At 69.4% G+C, this 26,837-nt stretch carries 19 protein-coding genes; 16 read left to right on the plus strand and 3 right to left on the minus strand.

Translation table 11 applies throughout. The features are described from left to right. Nucleotides 1-268 precede the first annotated feature (268 nt). From ACQPWW_RS10235 to ACQPWW_RS10260, 6 genes are all read left to right on the plus strand, one after another. Entirely contained in the window at nucleotides 269-1,780 is a 1,512-nt protein-coding gene (locus ACQPWW_RS10235; protein ID WP_433131406.1) for a sugar ABC transporter ATP-binding protein, read from the plus strand. Further along, nucleotides 1,777-2,751, plus strand: coding sequence for an ABC transporter permease (locus ACQPWW_RS10240; protein WP_433131408.1), 975 nt, complete (start codon nucleotides 1,777-1,779; stop codon nucleotides 2,749-2,751). Before ACQPWW_RS10235 ends, ACQPWW_RS10240 begins: the two co-directional genes overlap by 4 nt. 2 nt (nucleotides 2,752-2,753) lie before the next feature. Next, nucleotides 2,754-3,737, plus strand: coding sequence for an ABC transporter permease (locus ACQPWW_RS10245; protein WP_433131410.1), 984 nt, complete (start codon nucleotides 2,754-2,756; stop codon nucleotides 3,735-3,737). Nucleotides 3,738-3,750: 13 nt separating this feature from the next. Then, nucleotides 3,751-4,932: a substrate-binding domain-containing protein gene (locus ACQPWW_RS10250; protein ID WP_433131412.1), complete on the plus strand. Its 1,182-nt coding sequence runs from the start codon at nucleotides 3,751-3,753 to the stop codon at nucleotides 4,930-4,932. A 6-nt stretch (nucleotides 4,933-4,938) separates the two neighbouring features. After that, nucleotides 4,939-5,790 (plus strand): sugar phosphate isomerase/epimerase family protein, encoded by an 852-nt coding sequence (locus ACQPWW_RS10255; protein WP_433131415.1) that lies wholly within the window; start codon nucleotides 4,939-4,941, stop codon nucleotides 5,788-5,790. Between the two features lie 71 nt (nucleotides 5,791-5,861). Beyond that, on the plus strand, nucleotides 5,862-8,258 hold the full coding sequence (locus ACQPWW_RS10260) for an RICIN domain-containing protein (RefSeq protein ID WP_433131418.1): 2,397 nt from the start codon (nucleotides 5,862-5,864) through the stop codon (nucleotides 8,256-8,258). 133 nt (nucleotides 8,259-8,391) lie between these two features. Here the strand turns inward: ACQPWW_RS10260 and ACQPWW_RS10265 are convergent, their stop codons facing one another. Next, nucleotides 8,392-9,345, minus strand: a complete 954-nt coding sequence (locus ACQPWW_RS10265; protein WP_433131420.1) for a family 43 glycosylhydrolase — start codon at nucleotides 9,343-9,345, stop codon at nucleotides 8,392-8,394. Between the two features lie 68 nt (nucleotides 9,346-9,413). Further along, entirely contained in the window at nucleotides 9,414-10,439 is a 1,026-nt protein-coding gene (locus tag ACQPWW_RS10270; protein WP_433131422.1) for a LacI family DNA-binding transcriptional regulator, read from the minus strand. A 372-nt stretch (nucleotides 10,440-10,811) separates the two neighbouring features. Here ACQPWW_RS10270 and ACQPWW_RS10275 point away from each other — a divergent pair, with 372 nt between their 5' ends. The 9 genes from ACQPWW_RS10275 to ACQPWW_RS10315 all read left to right on the plus strand — a co-directional run bounded on the left by ACQPWW_RS10275 (nucleotide 10,812) and on the right by ACQPWW_RS10315 (nucleotide 23,141). Continuing rightward, entirely contained in the window at nucleotides 10,812-12,167 is a 1,356-nt protein-coding gene (locus ACQPWW_RS10275) for an ABC transporter substrate-binding protein (protein ID WP_433131424.1), read from the plus strand. Beyond that, nucleotides 12,164-13,117 carry a carbohydrate ABC transporter permease gene (locus ACQPWW_RS10280; RefSeq protein ID WP_433131426.1) on the plus strand — a complete coding sequence of 318 codons (954 nt, stop codon included), beginning with the start codon at nucleotides 12,164-12,166 and terminating at the stop codon, nucleotides 13,115-13,117. The genes ACQPWW_RS10275 and ACQPWW_RS10280 overlap by 4 nt, the downstream gene beginning before the upstream one ends. Further along, complete coding sequence (locus tag ACQPWW_RS10285) at nucleotides 13,114-13,938, plus strand: carbohydrate ABC transporter permease (RefSeq protein WP_433131428.1); 825 nt, start codon at nucleotides 13,114-13,116, stop codon at nucleotides 13,936-13,938. Before ACQPWW_RS10280 ends, ACQPWW_RS10285 begins: the two co-directional genes overlap by 4 nt. A 3-nt stretch (nucleotides 13,939-13,941) precedes the next feature. Then, nucleotides 13,942-15,096 carry a serine hydrolase domain-containing protein gene (locus ACQPWW_RS10290; protein WP_433131430.1) on the plus strand — a complete coding sequence of 385 codons (1,155 nt, stop codon included), beginning with the start codon at nucleotides 13,942-13,944 and terminating at the stop codon, nucleotides 15,094-15,096. 174 nt (nucleotides 15,097-15,270) lie between these two features. Then, nucleotides 15,271-15,990, plus strand: coding sequence for a GAF and ANTAR domain-containing protein (locus ACQPWW_RS10295; RefSeq protein ID WP_433131432.1), 720 nt, complete (start codon nucleotides 15,271-15,273; stop codon nucleotides 15,988-15,990). A 264-nt stretch (nucleotides 15,991-16,254) separates the two neighbouring features. After that, nucleotides 16,255-18,723 (plus strand): glycoside hydrolase family 43 protein, encoded by a 2,469-nt coding sequence (locus ACQPWW_RS10300; protein ID WP_433131434.1) that lies wholly within the window; start codon nucleotides 16,255-16,257, stop codon nucleotides 18,721-18,723. A gap of 258 nt (nucleotides 18,724-18,981) precedes the next feature. Then, nucleotides 18,982-21,339: a family 43 glycosylhydrolase gene (locus tag ACQPWW_RS10305; protein ID WP_433131437.1), complete on the plus strand. Its 2,358-nt coding sequence runs from the start codon at nucleotides 18,982-18,984 to the stop codon at nucleotides 21,337-21,339. Nucleotides 21,340-21,366: 27 nt separating this feature from the next. Next, nucleotides 21,367-21,999 carry a hypothetical protein gene (locus ACQPWW_RS10310; protein ID WP_433131439.1) on the plus strand — a complete coding sequence of 211 codons (633 nt, stop codon included), beginning with the start codon at nucleotides 21,367-21,369 and terminating at the stop codon, nucleotides 21,997-21,999. A gap of 62 nt (nucleotides 22,000-22,061) precedes the next feature. Further along, entirely contained in the window at nucleotides 22,062-23,141 is a 1,080-nt protein-coding gene (locus ACQPWW_RS10315) for a hypothetical protein (RefSeq protein ID WP_433131441.1), read from the plus strand. A 61-nt stretch (nucleotides 23,142-23,202) separates the two neighbouring features. Here the strand turns inward: ACQPWW_RS10315 and ACQPWW_RS10320 are convergent, their stop codons facing one another. Next, a complete protein-coding gene (locus tag ACQPWW_RS10320; protein ID WP_433131444.1) occupies nucleotides 23,203-24,531 on the minus strand; it encodes a hypothetical protein in 1,329 nt (442 codons plus the stop codon). Nucleotides 24,532-24,997: 466 nt separating this feature from the next. On the opposite strand from ACQPWW_RS10320, the gene ACQPWW_RS10325 reads away from it, so the two are divergent. After that, the gene (locus ACQPWW_RS10325; RefSeq protein WP_433131446.1) at nucleotides 24,998-26,554 is read left to right on the plus strand and encodes a pectate lyase family protein; all 1,557 of its coding nucleotides are present in this window, start codon (nucleotides 24,998-25,000) and stop codon (nucleotides 26,552-26,554) included. The last annotated feature ends 283 nt before the right edge of the window (nucleotides 26,555-26,837 follow it).

Consider the following 26,837-nt stretch of genomic DNA (forward strand, 5'->3'; position numbering starts at 1 on the left):
CGACGGCCATGTCCGAATCTCTCGGGCACGGCTTCGCTGCCGTTCGAGTGACGGCCCTGGCAATCGGCCCCGGTCGAGGATTGCGGACCTGCATCCAAACATCTATCTTCTTCATACGTGTGATGTTTCGTCGATGTCAAGGGAATGTTCGCAACATAAAAACGTAAGTCTCCGCGGTCGGCTTCGAAAGTTCCTGGCCGTGCCGCAGACGGGTCGGACGCTGACCCGCGCACCGTGTCCATGACTACTGTCTGTGAGGGCTTTCGGGATGTCAGACCCACCGCCGGCGCCGCTGCTCACCCTCCGGGGCATCGGCAAGTCCTTCCTCGGGGTACGCGTTCTCGACGGTGTCGACCTCGATGTCGCGCCCGGCGAGGTCCACGCCGTTGTCGGTGAGAACGGTGCCGGCAAGTCGACGCTCATGAAGATCGTCTCGGGCGGGTACGCCCCGGACGGGGGCACCGTGGAGTTCGCCGGTGAGCCGCGCGCGTTCCGTGGCCCGCGGGACGCCCAGCGGGCCGGCATCGGCATCATCCACCAGGAGTTCAACCTGCTGCCGGAGCGCAGCGTCGCGGAGAACGTCTACCTGGGCCACGAGCCGGTCCGGCGCGGGCTTGTCGACCGTCGGGAGATGCTCGACCGCACCACGCGCCTGCTCGCCTCGATCGGGGAGACCGCGCTGCCCGCCGACGCCCGGGTGGGGCAGCTCGGCGTCGCCCAGCAGCAGGTCGTCGAGATCGCCAAGGCGCTCGCCCTGGACGCGCGGCTGCTCATCATGGACGAGCCGACCGCCGCGCTGGCCGACCACGAGGTCGAGTTGCTCTACGGGTTGGTGCGCCGCCTCCAGGAGCGCGGCATCGGCCTGCTCTACGTCTCGCACCGGCTCGCCGAGGTCTTCGACCTGTCCAGCCGGATCACGGTCCTGAAGGACGGCCGTCGAGTGACCACAGTCGACACCGCGGACACCAGCGCCGACCAGCTGGTGCGGCACATGGTGGGCCGGGAGTTGTCCAGCTACTACCCGGACCGGGCCGCCCCCGAGGACCGCGGTCCGGTGCGGCTCAACCTTCGCGATGTGGGAAACCGGAAGCTGCGTGACGTCAACCTCCAGTTGCGCGCCGGTGAGGTGCTCGGCATCGGCGGCCTACAGGGATCCGGGCGCTCGGCGCTGGCCCGTGCGATCTTCGGGGTCTCCCCGTTCACCACCGGTGACGTCACGCTCGACGACCGGCCGGTCCGGCTGCGCTCACCGCGCACCGCGATGCGGGCCGGCATCGCCTACGTCACCGAGGACCGCAAGGGCGAGGGGATCGTCCCCCGGCAGTCGGTGCTCGACAACGCGCTGCTCGCCAGCCGGGCCGTGTTCGCGATTCGTTCCGGGCATGCCGCCCGTACCGTCCGGGCGCGCGAGCTGCTCGCCGCCGTGGAGGTCCGCGGCGCCGGCGACGACCAGGAGATCCGCTTCCTGTCCGGTGGAAACCAGCAGAAGGTGGTGCTGGCCAGGTGGCTGGCGCTCGATCCGCGGATCCTGCTCTTCGACGAGCCGACCCGGGGCATCGACGTGGGCGCGAAGTCAGCCATCCACGACCTCGTCCGCCGGCTCGCCCGGGACGGCGCCGCCGTGTTGATGATCTCGTCCGACCTGCCTGAGCTGTTGGGGATGAGCGATCGGATCGTGGTCATGCGGGACGGCCGGGTCGCGGGCGAACTGCCCGCCGGCGCGAGCGAAGAGGACGTCATGGCCCTGGCGGTCGGGACCGCGCGGAAGGCTGCCGCGTGAGCGCCCTCTCGCTCCTGCCGGCCCGCCGCCCCGTACCGGGCGTCTTCGTGGCCCTGACCCTCACCCTCGCGATCGGTTGGTTGGTCGTCCTCATCGACGGCGGCCAGCTCTTCAACCAGTCCACAACGGTGAGCCTGCTGCACGTCGCGGCCGGCCTCGGGCTCGTCGCCGTCGGCCAGACCCTGGTCATCCTCGGCGGCTCGCTCGACCTGTCGGTGGCGTACGTCATCAGTCTGAGCACCCTCGTCGCGGCCGAGACGATGAACGGCAGCGACGGCGCGTTGCTGCCGGCGATCGGCCTGGCGCTCGTCGTCAGCGCCGGCGTCGGACTGCTCAACGGGCTCCTCGTCACCAAACTCCGGGTCAACGCGTTCATCGCGACCCTCGGCGTCGGGCTGCTGCTCAAGGGGTACCTCGACAACGGGTACGACGGGCCGGCCGGCACCACCGCGCCCGCGCTCGTGCAGTCACTCGGCTACCAGCGCATCGGCCCGGTGCCGGTGTCGTTCCTGCTGTTGGTCGCGGTAACCGCGGCGGCCTGGTTCGCGCTCTCCAAGACCCGATTCGGCCACCACCTGGTCGCCGTCGGTGGGGACCCGGAGGTGGCCCGGCTCTCCGGCGTCCGCAACGACAGGATCCTCGTCACCGCCCACGTGCTGTGCTCGATGTGTGCCGGGCTCGCCGGCGTCTACCTCGCCAGTCGGCTCGGTTCGGGCGCGCCCCGGGTGGGCACCGAGGGCCTCTACGACCTGGAGTCGATAGCCGCGGTGGTGATCGGCGGAACAGCCCTCGCCGGTGGGCGCGGCGGTGTCATCGGCACGGTCGGGGGAGTGCTGCTGCTCGCCAGCATCGACGCGATCTTCAACCAGTTGGAGGTCGACGCCTTCTTCAAGCAGGTGATCCGGGGCGCGATCATCATCGCCGCGGTGGCCGTCTACGCCCGCCGGGCCATGCGAAAGGCGGCTGCCTAATCATGCAGACCGTTCAGCGCCGTACGCTGCCGCTGCGCCTCCCGCGGGTCCGCCCCGGTGGCCTCCTGCCCATCCTCGCGATTCTCGCGGTGCTTGTGGTGCTCGTCGGCATTCGACAGCCCGACTTCCTCGCCCCGCCGTCACTGATGTCGTTCCTCGGACGGTCGGCGCCGATCATCCTGCTCGCCGCCGGCCAGTACTTCGTGATCGTCTCCGGCGAATTCGACCTCTCGGTCGGCTCCCTGGTCACCGCGCAGGTGGTCGTGGCCGCCCGGCTCATCGACAGCGACCCGGCACGTACCTGGCCCGTGGTGCTGCTCCTGCTCGCCTTCGGCGCACTCGTCGGGTTGGTCAACGGCCTGATCACGACCCGGCTGCGGGTGCCGTCGTTCATCACCACCCTCGGCATGTTCCTGATCCTGGTCGGCGCGGTCTACCTGTGGTCCGACGGCGCCCCGAAGGGCGGGCTCTCCGAGGAGTTCCGGCGGTTCGGTCGGCGGGCTTTCGAGGACGTGCCGGTGCTCGGTCGCGTGCCGTTCGCGCTGCTGGTCCTGGTGGCCCTGGCGGTGGTGGCCGTGCTGCTGATGCGGTCCGACTTCGGCCGGACGCTGGTCGCCGTCGGCGACAATCCGCGCACCGCCGAGTTGAGCGGCGTACGCGTCTGGCGGACCCGCACGATCGCCTTCATCCTCAGCGGGCTCGCGGCGGCGGTCGCGGCGATCCTGCTGGGCGGCTACAGCGGCGTGTCGTTCCAGGCCGGCGCCGGCCTGGAGTTCGGTGCGATCACCGCCGTCGTCCTCGGTGGCGTCGCGCTGGGCGGGGGTCGCGGTTCGGTCGTCGGCGCGATGCTCGGTGCGCTGACCCTCGAACTGCTGTTCGCCCTCATGAATTTCTACGGCGTCTCCGGCGCCCTCAGGTCGACCGTCCAGGGCGGGATCATCCTGCTCGCCGTGGCGGTCTCGGCAACGCGTTCTTCGTCGAGATAAAGGGGAACCAATAGTGCGACGTTCCATGGCGGCCCTGGCCGCTGTCACCTTGCTGTCCCTTGCCGCCTGTTCCACCGACGAGCCGGGCGCGAGCCCCTCGGGCAGCGCCCCCGCTGCCGGCTCGGGCACCGGGGAGCAGTCGAAGTTCTTCGTCCAGGCCGACTACGACGCCGAGCTCTCGCTGCTCGACGCGACCCCGACGGGTCCCGCCGACAAGCCGTGGGAGCAGGTGCTCAACCCGAAGATGGCGGACACCGCCAAGTTCAAGAAGAGCGGCCCGCACAAGATCTGCTTCTCGAACGCGGCGCTGAACAACCCGTGGCGGCAGGTCGGGTTCAAGACCATGCAGGCCGAGGTCGAGGCGCAGAAGAGCCGCATCAAGGAGTTCGTGCACGTCGACGCCGAGGGCAAGGACCAGAAGCAGATCGCGGACATCAACGACCTGCTCGGCAAGGGCTGTGACGCGCTCATCGTCTCGCCGAACACCACCGCCACGCTGACCCCGGCCGTCGAGGCGGCCTGCCAGGCGGGGCTGCCGGTCGTCGTGTTCGACCGTGGTGTCAACACCAAGTGCCCGGTGACGTTCATCAACCCCATCGGCGGTTACGGGTTCGGCCACGTCGGCGCCGAGTTCGTCAGCCAGAAGATGAAGCCCGGCGGCAAGGTCCTCGCCCTGCGGATCCTGCCGGGCGTGGACGTCCTGGAGACCCGCTGGTCGGCGGCGAAGGTGGCGTTCGACAAGGCGAAGGTCGACGTCGTGGGTGTCGAGTTCACCGACGGCGACCCGGCCAAGACCAAGAAGATCGTCGACGACTACATCCAGCGCTACGGCACGATCGACGGCGTCTGGATGGACGCCGGCGCGGTGGCCGTCGCGGCGGTCGAGGCGTTCCAGGACGCGGGTAAGCCCGTTCCGCCGATGAACGGCGAGGACCAACTGGACTTCCTGAAGATCTGGAAGGACAAGAACCTCACCGCGATCGCGCCGACCTACCCGACCTACCAGTGGCGTACGCCGATCATCGCGGCGCTGCGGATCCTCGACGGCGAGCAGGTCTCCAACCCGTGGAAGCTGCCGCAGCCGACCGTCACCCAGGACAACCTGGACAAGTACCTCGACGCGAGCATGCCGCCCCTGCACTACGCGATGTGCGGCTGCACCGACCTGCCCGGCTACCCGCAGCGCTGGAAGTAGGAACAGATGTACGCCATCGGCGTCAACCCGTGGGTGTGGGCCTCGCCGGTCGATGACAAGGCCCTGGCCGAACTGATCCCGCGGATCGCCTCGTTCGGCTTCGACGCTGTCGAGTTGCCGATCGAGCAGCCCGGCGACTGGGATCCGGTCCGCACCCGGGACCTGCTGGCCGAGCACGGCCTCGTCGCCGCCGGTGTCTGCGCGGTCACCCCGCCCGGTCGGGACCTGGTGAATGCCGCGCCAGCGGTCGTCGAGTCGACGGTGGCGTACCTGATGAAGTGTGTGGCGGACGCGGCGGCCGTCGGCGCTCCATGCGTCGGCGGCCCCGTGTACGCCTCGGTCGGTCGCACCTGGCGGATGTCACAGGCGGCTCGCGCGGCCTGCTACGCGGACTTCCGGCGCGCCCTGACGCCGGTGGCCGAACTGGCGGGCGAGCACGGCGTGAGTATCGGTGTCGAGGCGCTGAACCGCTACGAGACAAGCGTCGTCAACACGATCGAGCAGACGGTCGAGCTGATCGACGGTCTCCCGTCGAGTGTCGGCATCATGATCGATACGTATCACATGAACATCGAGGAGGCCGATCCCTACGCGGCCCTCGCGGTCGCCGGCCCGCACATCAAGCATGTCCAGGTCAGCGGCACCAATCGGGGCGCACCCGGTGCGGACCACTTCGACTGGCCCCGGTTCTTCACCGTCCTGCGGGACACCGGTTACCAGGGCGCGATCTGCATCGAGTCGTTCACGGGGGAGAACGAGGCCATCGCGACCGCCGCGGCGATCTGGCGTCCGTTGGCACCCACACAGGACCGTCTCGCCACGGACGGCCTGCGCTATCTCCGGGAGATCCTCGGCTGACCCCGCATCCACCGTCCGCCGGTCCCGGGGTCCTGCCCGCCACCCCCCTCTAGAGTCAGGAGCACCGTCCCGTGTCCGTCTCATCCATTCCACCGCTGCGGCGACTGTTGGCCGGCGCCGCCGCGTCAGCGTTGACCGCTCTGGTCGCGGTGACCGCCTCGGCGTCCCCCGCGCTCGCGGCCACCACCACCCTCTATGCGTCGCCCTCCGGCACCGGGTCCAGCTGCTCGGCCAGCCAGCCGTGTTCGCTGTCCGCCGCACAGACCGCGGTCCGGGCAGCCAACAGCACGATGTCCGGTGACATCGTTGTGGAGTTGGCCGACGGTGTGTACCGGCTCTCGTCGCCGATGCGGCTGACCGCTGCCGACTCCGGCAACAACGGCTACCAGGTGATCTGGCGGGCGGCCGCCTCGGCGCGTCCGACGATCACCGGCGCTCGCGCGGTCACCGGTTGGTCGCTCGTCGACTCCGGGAAGAACATCTGGCGGGCCAACGTTCCCGCCGGCGTCGACTCCCGGCAGCTCTACGTCAACGGGGCCGTCGCCACCCGGGCGCGTACCGCCGTCAACCGGGCCGACTTCACCTTCACCACCTCCGGTATGCGGTTCAGCAACAGCGCACTGAACTACCTCAACAACCTCGGCAACCAGAACCGGGTCGAGGTGGAGAGCGTCGGCTCGTTCACCGACCGGTACTCGCCGGTGCAGAGCATCAGCAGCAACTTCCTGACGATGCAGCAGCCCGCCTGGAACAACAACACCTTCGGGTTCGACACCCTGTCCCGCCCGCACCGCGCCGGCCCGTTCTACCTGGCCAACGCGTACGAGTTCCTGGACTCGGCGGGGGAGTGGTATCTCAACCCCAGCAGCGGCCAGCTCAACTACATCCCGCTCGCCGGGCAGAACATGAGCACCGTCAGCGTGGAGCTGCCGCAGTTGCAGTCCCTGGTGAACGTCGGTGGCACCCTTGACGCGCCCGCGCACCACATCTCGTTCAGCGGGATCACCTTCACCGGCACCAGCTGGCTCGGCCCGAGCAGCAGCAACGGCTTCGCCGACCAGCAGACCGGCGCGCACATCGTCGGCTCCTGGGCCCGCCCGTCCGACGCGTTGACCTCCTGCCAGGAGGGCTGCCCGCTGTTCGAGGCCACCCGCCCGAGCTGGGCACAGATGCCGGCCGCGGTGCAGGTCTCGGCCGCCAACACGATCAGCTTCAGCGACTCCCAGTTCGTCAACCTGGGGCAGACGGCCATCGGCATCGGCAACGACGCCAACGCCCACGCCAGCGGCGTCGGCCTGGGCGCCAGCAACATCACCGTCACCCGCTCCGAGATCGCCCGCAACTCCGCCGGTGGCATCGTGGTGGGCGGCGTGCGCGCCGACGCCCACCACCCGAGCGACCAGCGGATGGTCAACCGCAACATCACCATCAGCAACAACCGGGTGCACGATCTCGGCCTTGAGTACCGGGGCGTCGTCTCGATCCTGACCACCTACGTGAACACCTCGCTGGTGTCGCACAACGAGGTCTACAACATGCCGTACACGGGCCTGTCGGTCGGTTACGGCTGGGGCGCCAACGACGCCGGCGGCAGCCAGCACTACGCCAACCGGGGCCTGTACAACTACCAGCCGCGGTACACCACGGCGACCACCGCGGCCAACAACCAGGTCATCGGCAACTACGTGCACGACGTGATGCAACAAATGACCGACGGCGGGTGCATCTACTCGCTGTCAGCGAACCCGGGCGGGTTGATCGCCGAGAACTACTGCCTGCGGACCAACGGCTGGTTCGGGCTCTACTTCGACGAGGGCTCGCGCTACTACACCGCCCGTAACAACGTGTTCTCCTCCACCGGCACCTGGGCCACCGCCAACTACTACTACGCCGAGAACATGGGCAACTTCACTGTCACCAACAACTGGTCGACGAACGGCAGCACGAACGTGACGAACGGTGACCGCGGCAACGTCGTCAACGGCAACGTCACGGTCAGCAACGGCAGTTGGCCGTCGGGCGCGCAAACGGTGATAAACACGGCCGGCGTGCAGAGCGGTGGCAGCACCAACCCGACGAACGTGCAGATCGTGGGTGCCCAGTCCGGCCGCTGTGTCGAGATCGGCAACTCCAGCACGACGAACGGCACGCAGGCCCAGATCTGGGACTGCATCAGTGGGGCTGCCAACCAGCGGTGGACCCACACCGCGAGCCGGCAGCTCATGGTGTACGGCACCAAGTGCCTGGACGCCTCCGGCCAGGGCACCACCAACGGCACCACGGTGGTGATCTGGGACTGCAACGGTCAGGTCAACCAGCAGTGGAACATCAACTCCAACGGCACGATCACCGGCGTGCAGTCGGGTCTCTGCCTCGACGCGAACGGCGCCGCGACGGCGAACGGCACGAAGTTGATCCTCTGGGCCTGTAGCGGTGGCACCAACCAGCGGTGGCAGGTACGCAGCTGAGGTAACCGCGGGCAGCAACGGGTCCGGGCTGGGGCGGTGTCGCCCCAGTCCGGACCCGCCCGGTTAGGGCCCCTCGACCTGCCGGCGGCGGCTCGGTGGGGTGCTCGGGGCCTGGTTCCCGGCGCGGGCGGGGTCACGTGGCGGCGAGCGTCCTCGTCGCGTCCACAACCAGCCCGGACGACGCGTGGTAGCGCACCGGAACGGGGTCGGTGATCTCCCCGACGAACACCTCGTCGACATGATCGAGGAAGCCGATGAGGGACCAGCCGTCACCGGGTCCGGGGACCAGCCGGGGCGCGTACAGGTGCGGGTGCGGGAACGGCCGGGCGGACGCGATGTCCCACGGGCCGAGGACCGAGTCGCCGGTCGCCACCCAGATCCGTTGGTCGTCGCGTCGGGCGTCACCGGTGGCCTCGGCGGAGAACAACAGCAGCGGCTGCCCGTCGATGACGGCGACCTGGGGCACCTCGAGGTGACCGAACCCGGCCGGTGTCGACAGCGGCGGGGCGACGGTCCAGGTGACGAGGTCGGTGGAGGTGGCGTGGCCGACCACGCCGCGGGTGTTCGCCGGCCCGCTGTTGGCGCGCGCGGTGATGAGCATGTGCCAGCCCTCGCCGCCAGGGTCGGGGAACACCCACGGATCACGCCAGGCCTGTTCGTACCACTGGTCCCTGTCGAGCAGCTCGTACCAGGTCGGGTCGGCCTGGACGATCGGCTCGGTGCCGTGGCGGTGCCAGGTGATCAGGTCGTCGGAGACGGCGAGTCCGATGCGTTGGACGAGCCCGTCCTCGGCGCTGCCGACGCCGGTGTAGAAGAGGTACCACCGTCCGTCCGGTCCGCGGACCGTGCAGCCCGTCCAGGTCGCCAGGTCGTCCCAACCGGGCGGGTCGGCGGGGACCACGGCGTCGGCGACCAGGCGCCAGGAGTGCAGATCGGTTGAGACGGCGTGGCCGATCGTGGCGCGGCGGTGGCGGCGGTGCGGGTCGCGCAGGGCGCGGGACGCGCGCAGGAAGAACACGTGCCAGAGGCCGTTGTCGTCCCGCGCGTACCAGCTGTCCCACACCCAGTGGTCGGGTAGACGAAGCATTGCCGAAACCTAGCAGTAAACCGTTTTAGCAGTGGGTCGTGCCAGCCGGTCGGCGAACCCGGCCGGGATCAGCCCGCCGGTGGCGCGAGGGAGCGACGCCGCCGCAGCGGCATCGACACGAGCGACGGGTCGGTGGCGCCACCGTCCAGGAGCAGCTCGACCGCCCGGCGTCCCATCTGTTCGTGCGGCAGCGCCGTGGTGGCCAGGCTCGGACGCAACCAGGCGGCGATCGGGTCGTCGTCGAACGAGATCACCGAAATGTCCTCGGGGACGGTCAGCCCCGCCTCGCCGAGTGCCTGGTACGCGCCGAACGCCAGCCGGTCGTTCATGCAGATGATCGCGCTGGGTCGCGTCGGCCTGCTCAGGAGGGTTCGCATGGCGGCGTAGCCGTGCTCGGGCAGCCACTCGGCACAGAAGCACTCCGCCAGGAGGGTGACGTCGGCGTCGCTCAGCACCCGCTGGATGCCGTGCAGACGCGCCCGGGCGGCCAGTGAGACCTCCGGGTCGTCCTCCTTGAGTCGGTTCCGGCCGATCAGCGCGATCGCGTCGCGGTGGCCGAGCTCCAGCAGGGCGCTGGCGACGGCGCGGCCGGCCCGGTCGTCGTCGGGAAGCACGCTGGGCAGGCCGTCGGCGCTCGTGGCGTTGAGCAACACCACCGGGCCGCCGAGGATGGCCGGGGGTACCGTCAGTCGTCGGGTGGCCATGGCCGCGTAGATCACCCCGTCGACCTGCCGGTCGAGCACCGCCTCGATGGCGTACTGCTCGAAGGTGGCGTCCCCCTGCGTCTCGGTGATGAGCAGCACGTGGTCCCGTTCGCGGGCCGCGTCGAGCGCGCCGCGGATGAGGCCACCGGCGAACCGGGTGGTGGCGACGATGTCGGAGACGAACGCGATGGTGGCCGTCTTGCGGGTGCGCAGGCTGCGGGCGGCGAGGTTGGGCCGGTAGCCGAGTTCCTCGGCGGCGGCGAACACGCGCTGGTGCGCCTCGGCCGAGAGTCGGGTGCCCTCCCGGCCGTTGAGCACCATCGACGCTGCGGTCTTGGACAGCCCGGCTCTGCGTGCGACATCGGCCAGGGTGGCTCTGTTGCGGCCCATCAGTCCTCCGAATCAGGCGCGGTGCCACGGGCGCCGCTCCTGCCCATCATGATGCGTCGCCGCCGGACGTCCACCGCCGGTCATGCCGGGCGTGGTGTGAACTCGACGTTTCCGCACCGTTGCCAAGTTGTCCTTGACAGCTTCCGATGCCACGCGCATGCTCTGCTAAATCAGTTTAGCGGCCACTTCTGGTGCATCCAGAGGCACCTTCGGTGGCCGTGCCGGATGCAGGTGCTGACGGTCCGGGTGCTGCGCCCGGGGGAGTGGCCACGCCGTACGCGGTGTGGCTGCCACCCGGCCCGCGAGGGTCCCGGTGGAGCCGTCGCGCGGCCGTGGGTCGCGGGACGCGTGGAGATGTCGAGGAGTCATAAAATGGAAAACTTGCTGACACGGTTTCCGCGCCGGCGAACGGTGCTCATCGCATCGCTGTTGGCGATCGGGATGACCGCGACGGCCTGTAGCGCGCCCGGGGAGGACCGTTCGTCCGCCCCGCAGTCCGACACCACCGTCAAGACCGAGCTCGGGACCGCTCCGATCACCCTGGAGATGTACGCGGAGACCGGCTTCCCGCTGGCCAAGGCGTTGGCCGACGAGTTCTCCAAGCAGCACTCGAACGTCACGTTCAACATCCGCGAGGACCAGTTCACGGTGATCGTGGAGAACGCGCCCCGGGTGATGGCCTCGGACAACTCGCCCGACATCATCCGGCTCCCCACGATGGTCGACCTGGTCAAGGACGACCTGCTCAAGAACCTCGACCCGTATTTCACCGCGTACGGCTGGGACAAGTTCCCCGCCTCGCAGCTCATGCAGCTGCGGGTCGGCGAGAACACCCGGGGCGCCGGCTCGCTGTACGGGATGGGGCTCGGCTACAGCGTCACCGGCGTCTTCTACAACAAGAAGCTGGCCAGCCAGATCGGCATGACCCAGCCGCCGGCCACGGTCGCCGACTTCGAGGAGCTGCTGGCCAAGGCCAAGGCCGGCGGGGTTCAGCCGATCGTGCAGTTCAACAAGAACACCGCGGGCATCAACTTCCCGCACCAGGCGCTACAGAACCAGTTCGGCGACCCGACCCAGGTCGCCGACTGGATCTTCCAGAAGCCGGGGGCCACGTTCGACACCCCGGCCGCGCTGAAGGCCACCCAGACCATCCAGAAGTGGGCGCAGGCCGGCTACTTCACAAAGGACGCCAACGCGCTGGACTACGCGGGCATGGTCGGGGAGTTCCAGAAGGGCAACGGCCTGTTCATGTTCAACGGCGACTGGGAGTCGGCAAACCTCGACAAGTCGATGCCCGGCAACGTCGGCTTCTTTCTCTTCCCCACCGAGTCCTCCGGTGGGAAGCACGTGGCGATGTCCGCCCCCAACACCTTCGGCGTCTCCGCCAAGGCCAAGAACCCGGACGCCGCCGCGTACTTCCTGAACTGGGTCCACACCAACGCCAAGGCCCGGGAGATCTCGGTGACCGTCGGCGGCTCCAGCCCCGGTGGCCTGAGTGACCTGCCGGTGCCGAGCGCCGCCCCGAACACCGTGCTCGCCGAGACCCTGAAGGCGTCGCAGCAGCTCGGCGCGGAGAACGGCGCCGTCGACTTCACCGCGAACGCGACAGGCGGCATCTTCGCCGCCGCGATCACCCCGGAGATGCAGAAGCTGATCGCCGGCCAGCAGACGCCCGAGGGGTACGTGAAGGCGGTCCAGGCCGAGTACCAGAAGGAACTGTCCCGATGACGTCTGCCCTCGGCAGCGCACCAACCGGGCACGACGATCGTCGCGCCCGTCCCACCCCCACGCGGGCCCGCCGATCCCGGTGGGCCCGCGGGGCCGGGACCGGCTGGTTGTACGTCCTGCCCGCCCTGGTGATGTACGCGGTGTTCGTCCTGCGCCCGCTGGCCCTGACGCTTCAGTACTCGCTCTACGACTGGAACGGGATCGGGGTGGCCCGCTGGGTGGGCCTTGACAACTACCTGACCGTCTTCACCGACAGCGACCTGCTGAAGATCATCGGGAACGCGATCGTCCTGATCGTCTTCTTCAGCTTCATCCCCGTCGCGCTCGGGCTGTTGGTGGCGAGCATGGTTCGGCGGATCACCACCGGCGCGTTCGGCACCGTCGTCCGGACCATCCTGTTCCTGCCGCAGGTCATCCCCCTGGTGGCCGCGGGCATCGCGTGGAGTTGGCTGCTCTCGTCGAACGGTCTGGTCAACCAGGCGCTGCGGGCGGTCGGGCTCGGTGGCGTGGCCCGCGCCTGGCTCGGCGACTTCGACACGGCGCTGCCCGCCGTCGGCGTCATCGGGGCCTGGGTTCTGCTCGGCCTCTGCACGATCCTGCTGGTCACCGGCATGAGCAAGATCGATCCGGCGCTGTACGAGGCCGCCCGCCTGGACGGCGCCGGCCCGGTCCGCGAGTTCCTCGCGGTGACAGTGCCCAGCCTGCGTCAGGAGATCGGCGTCTGCCTCACCGTGACGATCATCGCGGCGCTGGCGAGCTTCGACATCGTCTACATCTCCACAAGCGGTGGCCCCGGCCTCCAGACCACAGTGCCGGGCCTGGAGATCTACCGGCTGGCCTTCTCGCAGCGGCAGGTCGGGCTCGCCTCGGCGCTCGCTGTCGTGCTCATGCTGCTGGTGCTGGCCTGTGTCCTACCGATCCAGCGTCTGAGCCGAGGGGAGAAGCCGTGAACCTGAGCCGCCGCGAACAGGTGACCGGCCGGGTCTTCCTGATCGCCCTGATCGTCGTCACCCTGCTGCCGTTCGTGAGCATGCTCTCGGCGGCGTTGCAGCCCCGCGGCACCGTGCCCAGCGGCCTCGACTGGCCGTCAGACCCGCAGTGGGGGAACTTCGCCGACGCCTTCACCGCCGCGAACATGGGGGCCCTGCTCCGCTCCAGCCTGCTCATCGTGGCCGGTGTCGTACCGGTGTCGGTGCTCATCGCGACAATGGCCGGCTTCGGGCTCGGTCAGCTGCGGGTGCCCGGCGGCCGACTCGTCTTCGGCCTCTTCCTGCTCGGTCTGACCCTGCCGTTCGAGGCAGTGGTCACGCCGCTCTACTACCAGATGCAGGATCTCGGTCTGCTCAACACGCGCTGGGCCATCATCCTGCCCCTGATCGGCCTGTACATGCCGTTCGCGGTGTTCTGGATGCGCGCGCACTTCACAAACGTGCCGGTCGAGTTGTCCGAGGCGGCCCGGGTGGACGGCAGCAGCACGTGGCAGTTGTTCTGGCGGGTCCAGGTGCCGCTCGCCCGACCGGCGATCGCCTCGCTGACGATCCTGATGTTCCTCTGGACGTGGAACCAGTTCCTCCTCGCCATCGTCCTCGTCGACGACGCCACCAAACGCACGATGGCCGGCGCGCTCGGCGCGTTCCAGGGCCAGTGGGGCACCGACCTGGTGCTGCTGTGCGCCGGGTCGCTGCTGATCCTCACCCCCACGCTCATCGTGTTCCTGATCTTCCAGCGACAGTTCATCAAGGCCCTGATCCAGGGATCAGTGAAGGGGTAGGCAGTGGTCACACAGCCGCAGATCCACGGCGAGGTCGACTCTCGCTTCGGGCGCGTCGCCGACGTCTTCCGCGACAACTTCGCCACGCGGGGAGAGGTCGGCGCCGCGGTCGCCGTCTACGTGGGGGGACGCAAGGTCGTCGACCTGTACGGCGGGATCGCCGACACCCGGACCGGGCGCGCCTGGGACGCGCGTACTCCGGCGGTCGTCTTCTCCTGTACCAAGGGCATCCTGGCGATCTGCGCCTACCTGCTGGTCCAGCAGGGCCGGCTCGACCTCGACGCCCCGGTGACCCGTTACTGGCCGGAGTTCGGCCAGCACGGCAAAGCCGACATCCCCGTGCGCTGGCTGCTCACACACCAGGCCGGCCTGCCCGCCCTGGACCGCGGCCTGACCCTCGACGAGGTGCTCGCGTGGGACCCGGTCATCAAGGTAATCGAGGCGCAGGCGCCGTTGTGGCAGCCGGGCACCGCGCACGGCTACCACTCGATGACCTACGGTTGGCTGGTCGGCGAGGTGATCCGCCGCGTCACCGGCCAGCCGCCCGGCGCGTTCTTCCACGACACCGTCGCCCAGCCGCTGGGTCTGCGTACCTGGCTCGGCCTTCCCGCCACCGAACGCGACACCGTCGCCTGGGATTTGGCGCCACCCCCGGAGGCCGATCCGTTCGTCGACCCCGTCGCCGAGCGCGGCATCACCATGGGCGGCGCCTTCGCCTTTCCCGCCGACGCGGACGGGCTGGTCAGCTTCAACGACCCGGCGATCCAGGCCGCCGGCATCCCGGGCGCGGGCGCGGTGAGCACCGCGGAGAGCCTGGCGCGTCTCTACGCGGCCTGCGTGTCCGACGTCGGGGACGGGCCGCTGCTCAGTGGCGCGTCGGTGGACGACGCGGTCGTCGTGCGTGCCCGGGGCCAGCAGCGACACGGCCCACCGGACACCGGCCAGCGCTGGGGCAGCGGCTTCCTGCTGCACTCTCCGCCGGCCCGGCCGCTGCTCGGCGAACGCAGCTTCGGCCATGACGGCGCCGGCGGGAACCTGGCCTTCGCCGACGCCCGGCATCAGGTCGGGTTTGGGTACGTCATCAACCAGATGCGCGGAATGGGCGACGAGCGGGCCAACCGGCTCACCGCCGCCGTCCACGCCTGCCTCGACGACTGAGGCGTCCGACCCGCCGCCACCAGCGACGGGGCGGTGTGCGGCGGTGCCGTCAGGGGTAGGGAGGGAGCCGACGGCGGTCGGTCCGGCGGGATGCTGCAAGTGCCCGACGGGGGTGGCTGCCGGTCCGTCCCTTTTTCCTGCCGGCCCGCGCCGGCCGCCGACAAGGACCAGGTGATGACGCAGCCGAGAGCGGATGCCGCCGACGCGTTGGCCGAGCTGGGCCGGATCAGACTTGACGAGATCACCCTCGACGACATGCTGCACCGGGTCGCCACGCTGGCCAACCGCAGCGTTCCCGGCTCCCGGGACGTCTCGGTCACCCTGGTCCGGGGTCGGGCCGGGTGGACGGCCGCGTTCACCAGCGAGCTGGCCCGTGAGCTGGACGAGTGGCAGTACGAGCAGCAGCGGGGCCCGTGCCTGGACGCCTCGGTCAGCGGTGACACGATCTCGGTGCCGGACATGGCCGTCGAGCAGCGCTGGCCGGGGTGGGCGCAGCGGGCGGGCGCCGCCGGGGTGGCCAGCTCACTGTCGATCGGGCTGCCGATCCAGCAGTCGGTGGTGGGCACGCTCAACGTCTACGGCGGCTCGGCGAACGCCTTCGACCCCGCGGCGATCGAGGTCGCCGAGCACTTCGGCGCGTACGCGGCGGTGGCGCTGGCCAACGCCCACTCGTACGACAGCGTCGCCGCCCTCGCCGGGCAGATGCAGGAGGCGATGCGGAACCGGGCGGTGATCGAGCAGGCCAAGGGGATCATCATGGGGGAGCGGCGGTGCGCGCCGGAAGAGGCGTTCGCGTTGCTGTCGAAGATCTCTCAGGACACCAACCGCAAGGTGCGCGACGTCGCCGCGGCCCTGGTCGCCAGGGCGGTGGAGGGCCGCCCTCGACGAGGGTGACCGCCCGCCGCGTTCGCCGGGGTAGCCCGGCCACCGGAGGGCGCGTGTCCTGACCCGACTGTCGCGCTGCCCGGGTACCCCGACGTGAAAGAGCCCCGTCCGGCCGGGTACGCGGTGTTACGGGGATACTTCGGGCAGGTTTCATTGATGCTCTTGACAGGCATTGTTAGCGATAACACGATGGCCTTCACGCCGCTCTCGCGTCTGGAGTCCACCTTGGCCGTGTCGATCCGCCTGCGAGCTTCCAGCCTCACCCGCAGATCCATGCCGACCAGCCTGAACGCCGTGCTCGACCACCTCGCCGACGCTCTGACCCGACTCGGGTCCACAGTCCACACCCGTCAGCCCGGCCCCGTGCGCACGCTCGCATCCATCGCCGTTCTCCTCGGCGCGAGCCTGGTGGCCGCCCCGTCCGCCGCACACGCCGCCGAGGCGTGGACGCCCCGCTCGTCGTACACCTCGACCGACACCGGCGCCGGCACCTACTCGGTGCCGCTGCTCAACGCCGACGTGCCGGACATCAGCGTCGAGCGGGTGCCCGCCGCGGAGAACGACGAGGGCCGCGACACCTACTACATGATCAGCACGACGATGCACCTGAGCCCGGGCGCGCCGATCATGAAGTCGTACGACCTCGTCAACTGGGAGATCGTCAACTACGTCTTCGACCGGGCGAGCATCGGCGACTCGTTCTCGCTGCGCAACGGCCAGAACTCGTACGGCCAGGGCCAGTGGGCGTCGTCGCTGCGCTACCGCGACGGCATGTTCTACGCCGTCTTCAACACCAACAACCTCAACGGGGCGTACCTCTACCGCACCGACGACATCGAGAACGGCGCGTGGCAGCGCACCGCCCTCGGCCGTGGCCTGCACGACCCGTCGCTCTTCTTCGACGTCGACGGCACCCCGTACATCTTCTACGGCTCCGGCGGCACCAGCGCGGTACGCCTCAACGCCGACCTGACGACCATCGTGCAGGACTACCCGAACATCTTCACCGCGAACAACTACGCCGGGCAGCCGTTCATCGGTGGGCTGTTCGAGGGCGCGCAGGTCTACCACATCGACGGCTGGTACTACGCCGTCATCATCACCTGGCCGTCCGGGCAGGGCCGCCAGGTCGTGATGTTCCGGTCGAAGGACCTGCTCGGGCGCTACACCTCGGTCGGCGGAGTCAACACCTACGAGGCACGCGGCGTGCTCAACTCCAACGGCTTCGCGCAGGGCAGCCTGGTGCCGATCAGCCGTGCCGACGGCCGGACCGACTGGCACGGCATGTTCTTCCGCGACACGTTCCCGATCGGGCGGATCCCGGCGCTCATCCCCGCCACCTGGCAGGACGGGTGGCCGACGTTCGGCACCAACGGGGTCGTGCCGGTCAACGGCGTGTTCGACAAGCCGATCCAGCTCAGTCCGGCCGAGGAGGTCTTCGAGCGCCAGAAGGCCATCGTCGCCTCGGACGACTTCGCCAACGACGCCGCACCCAAGGCGTACCAGAACGAGCAGTGGACGATCCCGGCGCCGCTCGACCCGGCGGAGGTCGCCCCCAACGGGTCGCGACTGGACCTGGCGTGGGAGTGGAACCACGCACCGGACAACCGGTACTGGTCGCTCACCGACCGCGACGGCTGGCTGCGGTTGACCGCCGGCAAGGTGGTCACCGGCCAGTACGTCTACACGAAGCTGTCCAACCGGGCCGAGCTGGCCTGGTTCGAGGAGGCCCGCAACACCCTCTCGCAGCGGACGTTCGGGCCACGGCAGTCGGTGGAGACCCGGATGGACATCTCCGCGATGAAGAACGGGGACGTCGCCGGCCTGGCCGCCTACAACCGCGGGTTCTCGTACGTGGCGGTCAAGCGCGTCGGCGGTGTCAACACCCTCGGCGTGGTCAACAGGTCGCAGCCGTTCGCCGTCGACCTGGACCAGTCGACGCTGGAGAACTTCGTGGCCGGCACGACAGTGCCGTTGGGTGACGCGACCGAGGTGCACGTGAAGGCGGACCTCGACTTCTCCTCGCCGGTCGGCCAACTGTGGACGACGTTCTACTACAGCCTGGACGGGTTGACGTGGACCCCGCTGGGCAGCCGCGTCGGCCCGCAGGCGTTGGACGGCAGCCTCGCGCACTTCATGGGTCACCGGGTCGGCCTGTTCAACTACGCCACCCAGGAGACCGGCGGAAGCGTCGACTTCGACAACTACCTGCTCAGCGACACGCTGACCGCGCAGTCCCGACCCCTCGACACCACCGCCCTCGACGCGGCCATCGCCCACGCACAGACCCTCGACGCCCGCCACTACCCGGCCGACGCCTGGGCCGCGACACGGGCCGCACTCGCGGCGGCGACGTCCGCGCGGGCCGGACGGTTCGGCACCCAGAACCAGATCGACGCCCCGGAGCGGGCACTCAGCTACCAACTGGCCCGGCTCGGCGTGCTGGCGGCACTGCCGGTCACGGTCACCGCCCAGGTGCGGTGTCTGGCCGGCAAGGCGTACGTCGCGGTGCAGGCACGCAACGACTCGGACGGACCGGTCGCGATCACCGTGGAGACCCCGTACGGAAACCGGTCGTTCGCGACAGTGGCACCGGGGGCGAACGTCTACCAGTCGTTCCACACGCGGGCGGCGGCGGTGCCGGCCGGGTCGGCGACCGTCCGGGTCACCGGGACGATCGGTGACCGGGACGTGACCACCGTACGCACGGCGCAGCACCCCGCCGCCACCTGCGGCGGATAACCCCACCACGAGCTCTCGGCGCACCGACCAGCACCACCGGCGACCGGCCGTGCGGCGCGGAACAGCGAACCTGTCCCGCGCCGCCGGCCGCTGTCGAGCCGGTGGCGACAGTCGACCCCTGATGTCCGGACCACCCATCACCACCGATCCCCCGTACACCGATGACCGCACGTCAGAGATGAAGGAGGATGTCTCGTGGCACAACGAATGCGACGCGCGACCCGAGGAAGGGTCGCAGCGCTCGCGACGGTCGGCCTGATGCTGGCCGCAGGGTTCGTCACCGGGGCGGCGCCGGTCCAGGCCGCCGACACGAATCTCATCGTCAACGGCGGGTTCGAGGACGGCCTGACCAACTGGTTCGTCAACAACGGAAACGCGGCCGACGGCGCCCAACTGGCGGCCAGCTCGGATGCCTACTCGGGCGCGAACGCCGCGCTCGTGACCGGCCGGGCGACGACCGGATCCGGGCCGATGCAGGACCTCAGCGGCAAGGTGCAGGCCGGTCAGGCCTACACCCTCACGGCCCGCATCAAGTACGAGAACGCGAGCGGGCCGGCCACCAAGCAGTTCTTCGCCACCATGCACTACGGCGGCGGCACCTACACCAACCTGGTCAGCGTGACGGCGACGAAGGGCCAGTGGGCGCAGTTCAACGGGACGTTCACGATCCCGGCGGGGCAGGCCGTGTCGACGGCACGCCTGTTCTTCGAGACCCCGTGGACGGCCACCCCGGCCACGGACCCGGACCTGCACCTCATGGACTTCAAGCTCGACGACGTGTCGGTGGTCGGCGCCGCGCCGCCCGCGCCGGCGTCGAAGACGATCGAGGTCGTCGGAAAGCTGCCCGGGGAGCACAACCCGTTGATCGGGCACAAGTTCGGCGCCGACGGCTTCGGCCTCGTGCACGACGGCCGGGTGTACATGTACATGACAAACGACACCCAGGGCTACGCCCCGAACCCGACCACCGGCGTCTCGCCGGGGATCAACTACGGCGACATCAACCAGATCACGGTGATCTCCTCGGCGGACCTCGTGAACTGGACCGACCACGGTGAGATCCAGGTCGCCGGCCCGAACGGGGTGGCGCCCTTCACGGCCAACTCGTGGGCGCCGGGCATCACCAAGAAGGTGGTGAACGGTCAGGAGAAGTTCTTCCTCTACTACGCCAACGGTGGCGGTTCCAGCAACGTGATCACGGGTGCGTCGCCGCTCGGCCCGTGGACCAGCGAGCGCACCAGCACGCTGATCAACGGCAGCACCCCCGGTGCCGAGGACGTCGCCTGGAAGTTCGACCCGGCCCCGTTCGTGGATGACGACGGCCAGCCCTACCTCTACTTCGGTGGCGGCCCCGCGTCGACGAGCATGCCGCCGGCCGAGCGCTTCAACAACCCGAAGAACATCCGGGCGATCGAACTCGACGACTCCATGGTCGCGACCCAGGGAACGGCAGCGGTGGTCGACGCCCCTGTCGCGTTCGAGGCGGGTCACGTCTTCAAGCGCGAGGGCAGGTACTACTTCTCGTACTCCTCGCACTTCGGTGGGAACGACTTCGGTGGCAGCCAGCAGCCGCTCCCCGGTTACCCCGGGGGCGGCCAGATCGGCTACCTGATCTCCGACAACCCCATGTCGTGGCCGAAGGAGACCTACGCCGGCGTGCTCTTCCCGAACCAGTCGCAGTTCTTCGGTGCCGGCACCGGTGGCAACAACCACCAGTCGGTCTTCGAGTTCGAGGGCAAGTACTACTTCAGCTACCACGCCCCGACGTTGAACAAGCGCATCAACGGCAACACGACGCAGGGCTACCGCAGCCCGCACATCCAGGAGCTGGCCTTCAACCCGGACGGCACTATCCAGCAGGTCGTCGGCACCTACGCCGGGGTCAACCAGGTCCGCGACTTCGACCCGTACCGCGTCTTCGAGGCCGAGACCTTCGGCTGGAGCAAGGGCGTCGCGACCGCGAAGGTCGACGGCAGCTCCGCCCAGTTCGGCGGCGCGGCACCGAACCTGGTGGTCCGGGACGTCGACAACGGCGACTGGACCGCGCTGTCCTCGGTGGACTTCGGGGACAACGGCGCGCAGAGCGTGACAGCGAAGGTACGGGCGCTCGCCGCCGGCGGGCAGATCCAGGTCCGGCTGGACACCGCCACCGGTCCCGTGGTCGGCACGGTCGCCGTCGACGCGCCCGTCGGCCAGTGGGCCGAGGTGACCGCCGATCTCGACGGCGTCAGCGGCGTCCACGACGTGTACTTCACCTACACCGGCCCGGCGGGCGTCGACCTCTTCGAGATCGACACCTGGGCCTTCCAGGCCGCCAGCCTCGAACTGCCCGTCACGGTCACCGCGTCGGCGCGGTGCGTGGGGGGCAAGGTCTACGTGGCCGTGCAGGCGCGCAACGACCATGACGCGCCGGTGGGGATCGCTCTGGAGACCCCGTACGGCGAGCGTTCGTTCGCGGCCGTCGCGCCGGGCGCGAACGCGTACCAGTCGTTCAACACGCGGGCCGTCTCGGTGCCGGCGGGTTCGGCGACGGTCCGGGTGACCGGGGCGATCGGCGGACAGGACGTGACGACCGTCCGCACCGTGCAACATCCCGCCGGCACCTGCGGCGGATAACCCTTCATGGCTGAGAACGGAGACCACATGAACACAGACAAACGGCGGCAGCTGCTCGCGGCCGGTGCCGTCGGCGCGGTGCTGGCCGGGGCCGCGGTGCTGCCGTCGCCCGCCCTGGCCGAGCCCGGCGACGACGCCAGCGTGCGGGTCACTGTCGACATCGACGAGATCAGGGAACCGGGCGTCCTCGCCCTGTCCATCGCCGGTGACGCCGTCGCGCTGTCCGAGGACGGCTCGACCCTGCTGGTCCGCCAGTTCGTCGGTACGCTGCCGACGGTGACGGTCACCGACACCCGCGTCGCCGAGGAGGTGCCCGACGGCGCCAGCTGGGCGGTGCTCGGCAGCGCGACCGACTTCGCGGGCAGCTCCGGCCAGGCGCCGATCACCGCCGACCACTTCGGCTGGAAGCCCCGCCTGCTCGACGGTGGGGAGACCGGCCTGGTCACCGAGGGCGAGGAGGTGGTGACCACGCTGGACGAGGCCACAGTGCCGGGCAACAACGTCGGCCTCGTCGACCAGGAGCTGCTGGTCTCGGCCTTCGACTCCGAGGCCGTCGCCAGCGACTCGTACTCCGTAAACGCCGACCTGTACCTGCGTACGCCGGCGGAGGTCGCCGCCGGCGAGTACAGCTCGACGCTCACGCTCTCCCTGTTCGAGTAGTGCTGTGGCGGGGGCCCGGACCGGGCCCCCGCCACACCCCCCCTGCTGAAGGGCCCATCGTCATGACCGTCTCCCCGCTGCGCCGGGTGCTCACCGTCCTCGCCGTCGTGACCCTCGCGGTGACGGCCGCGCCGGCCGTGGCGGCGGCGGAACCAGACCCGAAAGCCCTGACCTGGACGGTCCAGCCGGCCAGCCCGAGCGGGCCCGACCAACGCCGGTGGATCAACGCCAGCCTCGACCCGGGGCAGGTGGTGACCGAGCACCTGGCGGTCCGCAACTTCAGCCGGAACGCTGTCGCCTTCTCCCTGAAGGCCGCCGACGGCTACCTCACCGACAAGGGTCGCTTCAACATGCTCTCGTCCGACCGCCCCTCGGTCGACGGGGGCACCTGGATCGACGTGCAGGAGAAGGTCACCGTCGGCCCCGACGAGACGAGGGTGGTGCCGTTCACGATCACGGTGCCCAAGGGTGCCACGCCGGGGGACCATCCGGCCGGCATCGCGGCGACCGTCACCAGCACCGGTGGCACCGTCAACGTCGAGAGCCGAGTGGGTTTCCGGGTCATGGTCCGGGTCAACGGGACCGCCCAGGCCGCGCTGTCCGTCCGGGACGTCAGCGCGACGTACACCTCGTCGTGGAATCCCTTCGCCGGCGGCACTGTCCGGGTCCGTTACACGGTGGAGAACGACGGCAATGTCTGGGTCAGCGGGACGAGCCGCGTCGCGGTGTCCGACCTGCCCGGCCGGACCGACCACGACGCCACCAGTCAGGTTGAGGAGCTACTTCCGGGCGGTAGGCGGCAGATCGAAACCCGCGCCGATGGTGTCTGGACGCTGGGCCGCGTCCGGACGACCGTCAGCACGTCACCGACAGTGCTCGGTGACGCTCAGGCCGGCGCCGAGGTGCGGCAGGCGTCCGCCACCGTCACCACCTGGGCCGTGCCGTGGGCGCAGCTCGCGCTCCTGTGTCTCGTCGCCGCTCTGCTCCTGGGCCTGCGGGCGGTGCTCCGGCACCGGCGGCGTCGGCTGGCCCGGCTGCTCGCCCGCGCCCGGCAGGAAGGTCGGCAGGAAGCCCAGGACTCGGTCCTCGTCGGCGGTGCGCCCGCTGGTGCCGAGCCCGACCCGGGCGACGCCTCCCGATGATCCACCGCACGCTGCGATCGCGCCGCCGGATCATGGCGAGGTGTCGCCCGGTCCCGCACCGTCAGTTGCCAGCGGCGGCGGGCTTGGCCTGGCCGAGGAGCCAGCGCAGGATGGTGCCGTCCTCGTAGGTCGGGCCGAATGCCGCGTGGTAGTCCGGCAACGAGAACGCGGCGTCGGCGTACTCGGTGTAGCGGACGACGTCGGCGGCCTGCTCCGGGCTCTTGCCCCGGGCCTCGTACGCCTGCCGCAGCAGCGTCGTGGAGTTGCGCGCACCCGAGACGTTGAGCAGATGGTCGTGCTCACCATGCGTGATCCACAGCGGCACCTCGGCCGCCGCGATGGCGGTCGCCTGCGTGGCGTTGACCGGGAATCCACCTGTCACCAGGCCGCCGGCGAACAGGTCCGGCCGCTTGGCGAACGCCGCCCAGAGCAGTTGGGAGCCGTACGAGACAGTTGTCGCGTACACCCGGCGGGTGTCCACCGCGAACTCGCCGACGAACTGGTCGAGCAGCTTGATCAGCAGATCCGCCTCGGCGGCCCCGCCGACTCGCTGGTGCTGGGGTGCCAGGACGATGACGTCCTCGGAGGTGCCGGTCCACTGCGGCTGTAGCCAGGCGGTCGCCGGGATGTCGGCGGCGAGCTGGACACCGAGGTTGTCGCCGTCCCAGCCCATTCCGTGACCCGGCAGGACGACCATCAGCGGGTACGTGCGGCCTGGCTGGTAGTTCTTCGGCAGGTGGTAGTGGTACGGCAGCACCATGCCGCCACTGAGGTACGAGCTGTAGGTGAACTCGTCGACAAGTTGGTTGACCGGCTTCTCGGTGACCGGTCGGGACTCGCGCGGGGTGGCCCGGGCGAGCACCGGGCCCTTGCCGGACCCTCGGCCGGGTTGGGCGTGCACGTCCTTGCGTTGCACCACACGGGTGGGCAACTCGGGGTTGACCTTCACGGTGCAGAGGAAGGTCGGGCACTTGGAGACGATGACAGTCGAGCCACCGGTGTCGGCGCTGTCGAGTTCGACGATGACGTACCGGCCCGGTGCCGACCGGTGGTCGGTCCGCGTGCCGGGCACCCCGTTGGTGTACGTGTGGGTGACGGTCCGGTCGGCGAGCTTCGGCAGGTCTTCGATGGGGTTGAACCGGAAGTTGTAGACGGTGTCGCGCACCGAGAACGTGTCGGTGTCGAGGGTACGGGGATCGACCGTCGCCCCGTACTCGATCGCGACCGCCGAGACCTTCTGGCCGTAGGTGTAGACGGTGGTGATCGGGGTGATGCTGCGGATGGCGTCCGCGGTGCCAGGCTTGCCGCTCGCGCTGCCGTACGCCGTGCCGGAGGCGCTGGCCAGCACGAGGGTGGCGGCGAGCGGAAGCAGTCCGTGTCGGAGTCTCATGCGAGTCCTTTCTCGGTGGTGGTGCGCTCAGCCAGCGATGTCGTGGAGGGACGGAGACGGTCGCTAAACTGATTTAGCAGAGCATCGACGTCGGGCCTTGCCGTGTCAATACCGACCGCCCGACAGGCCGGAGGTGGGCGGCTGTATTGCCCTGACCCCCTCGGACGGCGCCTCCCGTGGGCTCTGCAACAAACCTGCAAACGCCAACCCTTGCCTTGAGGGAAAACGCTTTCCTACCATTGCGTCACATCGATGTTTCAGTCGTGAGACCGGATGATCGCATTTCGTGCATGCCGCCAGAGGGTGGTTGATGTGCGACGCTCCACCGCGCTCACCAGGGTCTCGTGGGTGTCGAAGGCGGCGCAGTGATTGACCGCCGCCAATGTCAAAGACGCGCGTGGTGCGGCCGGTCGCGACGGTCGTCGCTTGGCGTCGCGAGGGTCACACGAATGTGAAGCGAGGCGAGATGAGACGACCAGTCGCGTTGCGACTTCAGGCAGCACTGGCCACGGGGGCCGTGGGGATCGCGGTCGGGGTGGCTCTGCCGACGCCCCAGGCGTCGGCGGCGGTTGGCAGTGCCACCGGCTACGCCACCCAGAACGGCGGAACCACCGGCGGCGCGGGCGGCCAGACGGTACGGGCCACCACGGGCACCGCGATCCACGCGGCGCTGTGCGGGCGCCCCAGCAGCAGCACCCCGATCACCATCGAGGTCACCGGGACCATCAACCATGGCAACACCAGCAAGGTGTCGGGATCGAGCTGCAACACCGCGGACGGTGTGATCGAGCTCAAGCAGATCAGCAACGTCACCATCATCGGGGTCGGTGGCGGAGCGCTGTTCGACCAGCTCGGCATCCACGTCCGCGACTCCAGCAACATCATCATCCAGAACGTCACAGTCCGGAACGTCAAGAAATCCGGCTCGCCCATTTCCAACGGTGGAGACGCCATCGGCATGGAGAGCACGGTCCGCAACGTCTGGGTCGACCACGTCACCCTGGAGGCGTCGGGCGGGGAGTCGGAGGGGTACGACGGGCTCTTCGACATGAAGGACAACACCCAGTACGTGACCCTGTCCTACAGCGTCCTGCGCAACTCCGGTCGCGGCGGCCTCGTCGGGTCCAGCGAGAGTGATCTCTCGAACGGGTTCATCACCTACCACCACAACCTGTACGAGAACATCGACTCCCGGACGCCGCTGCTGCGCGGCGGTACGGCCCACATCTACAACAACCACTACGTGAGCCTGCACGAGTCGGGCATCAACTCCCGGGCCGGGGCGAAGGCGAAGGTGGAGAACAACTACTTCCGCGACTCCAAGGATGTCCTCGGCACCTTCTACACCAGCGAACGCGGTTACTGGCAGGTCAGCGGCAACATCCTCGACAACGTGACCTGGTCCAGCGCTGGCAGCGACACCTATCCCGCCGGCCCCAACCTGACGTCCACCACCACCGTCAGCATCCCTTATCCGTACAGCCTCGACGGGGCGAGCTGCGTGCCGGACATCGTCCGGCAGACGGTGGGCGCCAACACGGGTCTGCGGGTGTCGAACGGCAGTTGCTCTCCACAGAGTCCGCCGCCGACCACGCCCCCGCCGACGTCGGCCCCGCCCACCACGCCTCCTCCGACGACCACCCCGCCCCCGACCGGCGGAACCAACCTGAGCCTCGGCGCTGGCGCCGACGGCTCCAGCAAGGCCAGCGGAACCAGCTACGGCAACGTGCGCGACGGCGTGATCAGCACCTACTGGTCGCCGTCCGGATCGACGGGCACGATCTCGATCAAGTGGGGCTCCGCGACCCGGGTGTCCCGGGTGGTCATCCGTGAGCCGTCGGGGACCCAGGGCTCCATCGGGGCCTGGCAGCTCGTCAACAACGACAACGGGGCCGTCCTGGCCTCCGGTAGCGGGGCGGGCGCCATCACCTTCCCCTCAACCGCGCTCAGCAAGATCAATTTCAAGATCAACAGCTCGAGTGGTACGCCGCGGGTCGGCGAGTTCGAGGCGTACGCCAGCTAGACATCCCGACTCAGGACGCTGGTGAGCGATATACCTCAGAGGTATGAATATGACTCTGAGGTATATCGCTCACTACCGCATCCGCCCCCCAGGCAGGTGACCGACGGTCACGCCGGCTGCCGACCGCAGCGCAAGCCAGGGTGCGGAATTGCTCGTCTGACAGCCGGCGCGGACAGGAGCGGCAGACCCTGTCGCTTCCGCCCGCGCAGCGAGCCACCTCAGGCGTTCGGTGGGTTGTCGATGCAGAGGCTTCCACAGTGGACCGAACACCCCCGGCGGTTGG

This window comes from Micromonospora sp. CA-240977, from assembly GCF_050942285.1.
Classification (GTDB): Bacteria; Actinomycetota; Actinomycetes; order Mycobacteriales; family Micromonosporaceae; genus Micromonospora.

Excerpts from the sequence above, each read along its gene's own strand:
- ACQPWW_RS10310 (WP_433131439.1), top strand. The coding sequence starts at position 21,367 with ATGAACACAGACAAACGGCGGCAGCTGCTCGCGGCCGGTGCCGTCGGC.
- ACQPWW_RS10300 (WP_433131434.1), top strand. The coding sequence starts at position 16,255 with ATGCCGACCAGCCTGAACGCCGTGCTCGACCACCTCGCCGACGCTCTG.
- ACQPWW_RS10320 (WP_433131444.1), bottom strand. The coding sequence starts at position 24,531 with ATGAGACTCCGACACGGACTGCTTCCGCTCGCCGCCACCCTCGTGCTG.
- ACQPWW_RS10325 (WP_433131446.1), top strand. The coding sequence starts at position 24,998 with ATGAGACGACCAGTCGCGTTGCGACTTCAGGCAGCACTGGCCACGGGG.
- ACQPWW_RS10305 (WP_433131437.1), top strand. The coding sequence starts at position 18,982 with ATGCTGGCCGCAGGGTTCGTCACCGGGGCGGCGCCGGTCCAGGCCGCC.
- ACQPWW_RS10255 (WP_433131415.1), top strand. The coding sequence starts at position 4,939 with ATGTACGCCATCGGCGTCAACCCGTGGGTGTGGGCCTCGCCGGTCGAT.
- ACQPWW_RS10280 (WP_433131426.1), top strand. The coding sequence starts at position 12,164 with ATGACGTCTGCCCTCGGCAGCGCACCAACCGGGCACGACGATCGTCGC.
- ACQPWW_RS10235 (WP_433131406.1), top strand. The coding sequence starts at position 269 with ATGTCAGACCCACCGCCGGCGCCGCTGCTCACCCTCCGGGGCATCGGC.
- ACQPWW_RS10295 (WP_433131432.1), top strand. The coding sequence starts at position 15,271 with ATGACGCAGCCGAGAGCGGATGCCGCCGACGCGTTGGCCGAGCTGGGC.
- ACQPWW_RS10245 (WP_433131410.1), top strand. The coding sequence starts at position 2,754 with ATGCAGACCGTTCAGCGCCGTACGCTGCCGCTGCGCCTCCCGCGGGTC.
- ACQPWW_RS10275 (WP_433131424.1), top strand. The coding sequence starts at position 10,812 with ATGGAAAACTTGCTGACACGGTTTCCGCGCCGGCGAACGGTGCTCATC.
- ACQPWW_RS10315 (WP_433131441.1), top strand. The coding sequence starts at position 22,062 with ATGACCGTCTCCCCGCTGCGCCGGGTGCTCACCGTCCTCGCCGTCGTG.
- ACQPWW_RS10270 (WP_433131422.1), bottom strand. The coding sequence starts at position 10,439 with ATGGGCCGCAACAGAGCCACCCTGGCCGATGTCGCACGCAGAGCCGGG.
- ACQPWW_RS10265 (WP_433131420.1), bottom strand. The coding sequence starts at position 9,345 with ATGCTTCGTCTACCCGACCACTGGGTGTGGGACAGCTGGTACGCGCGG.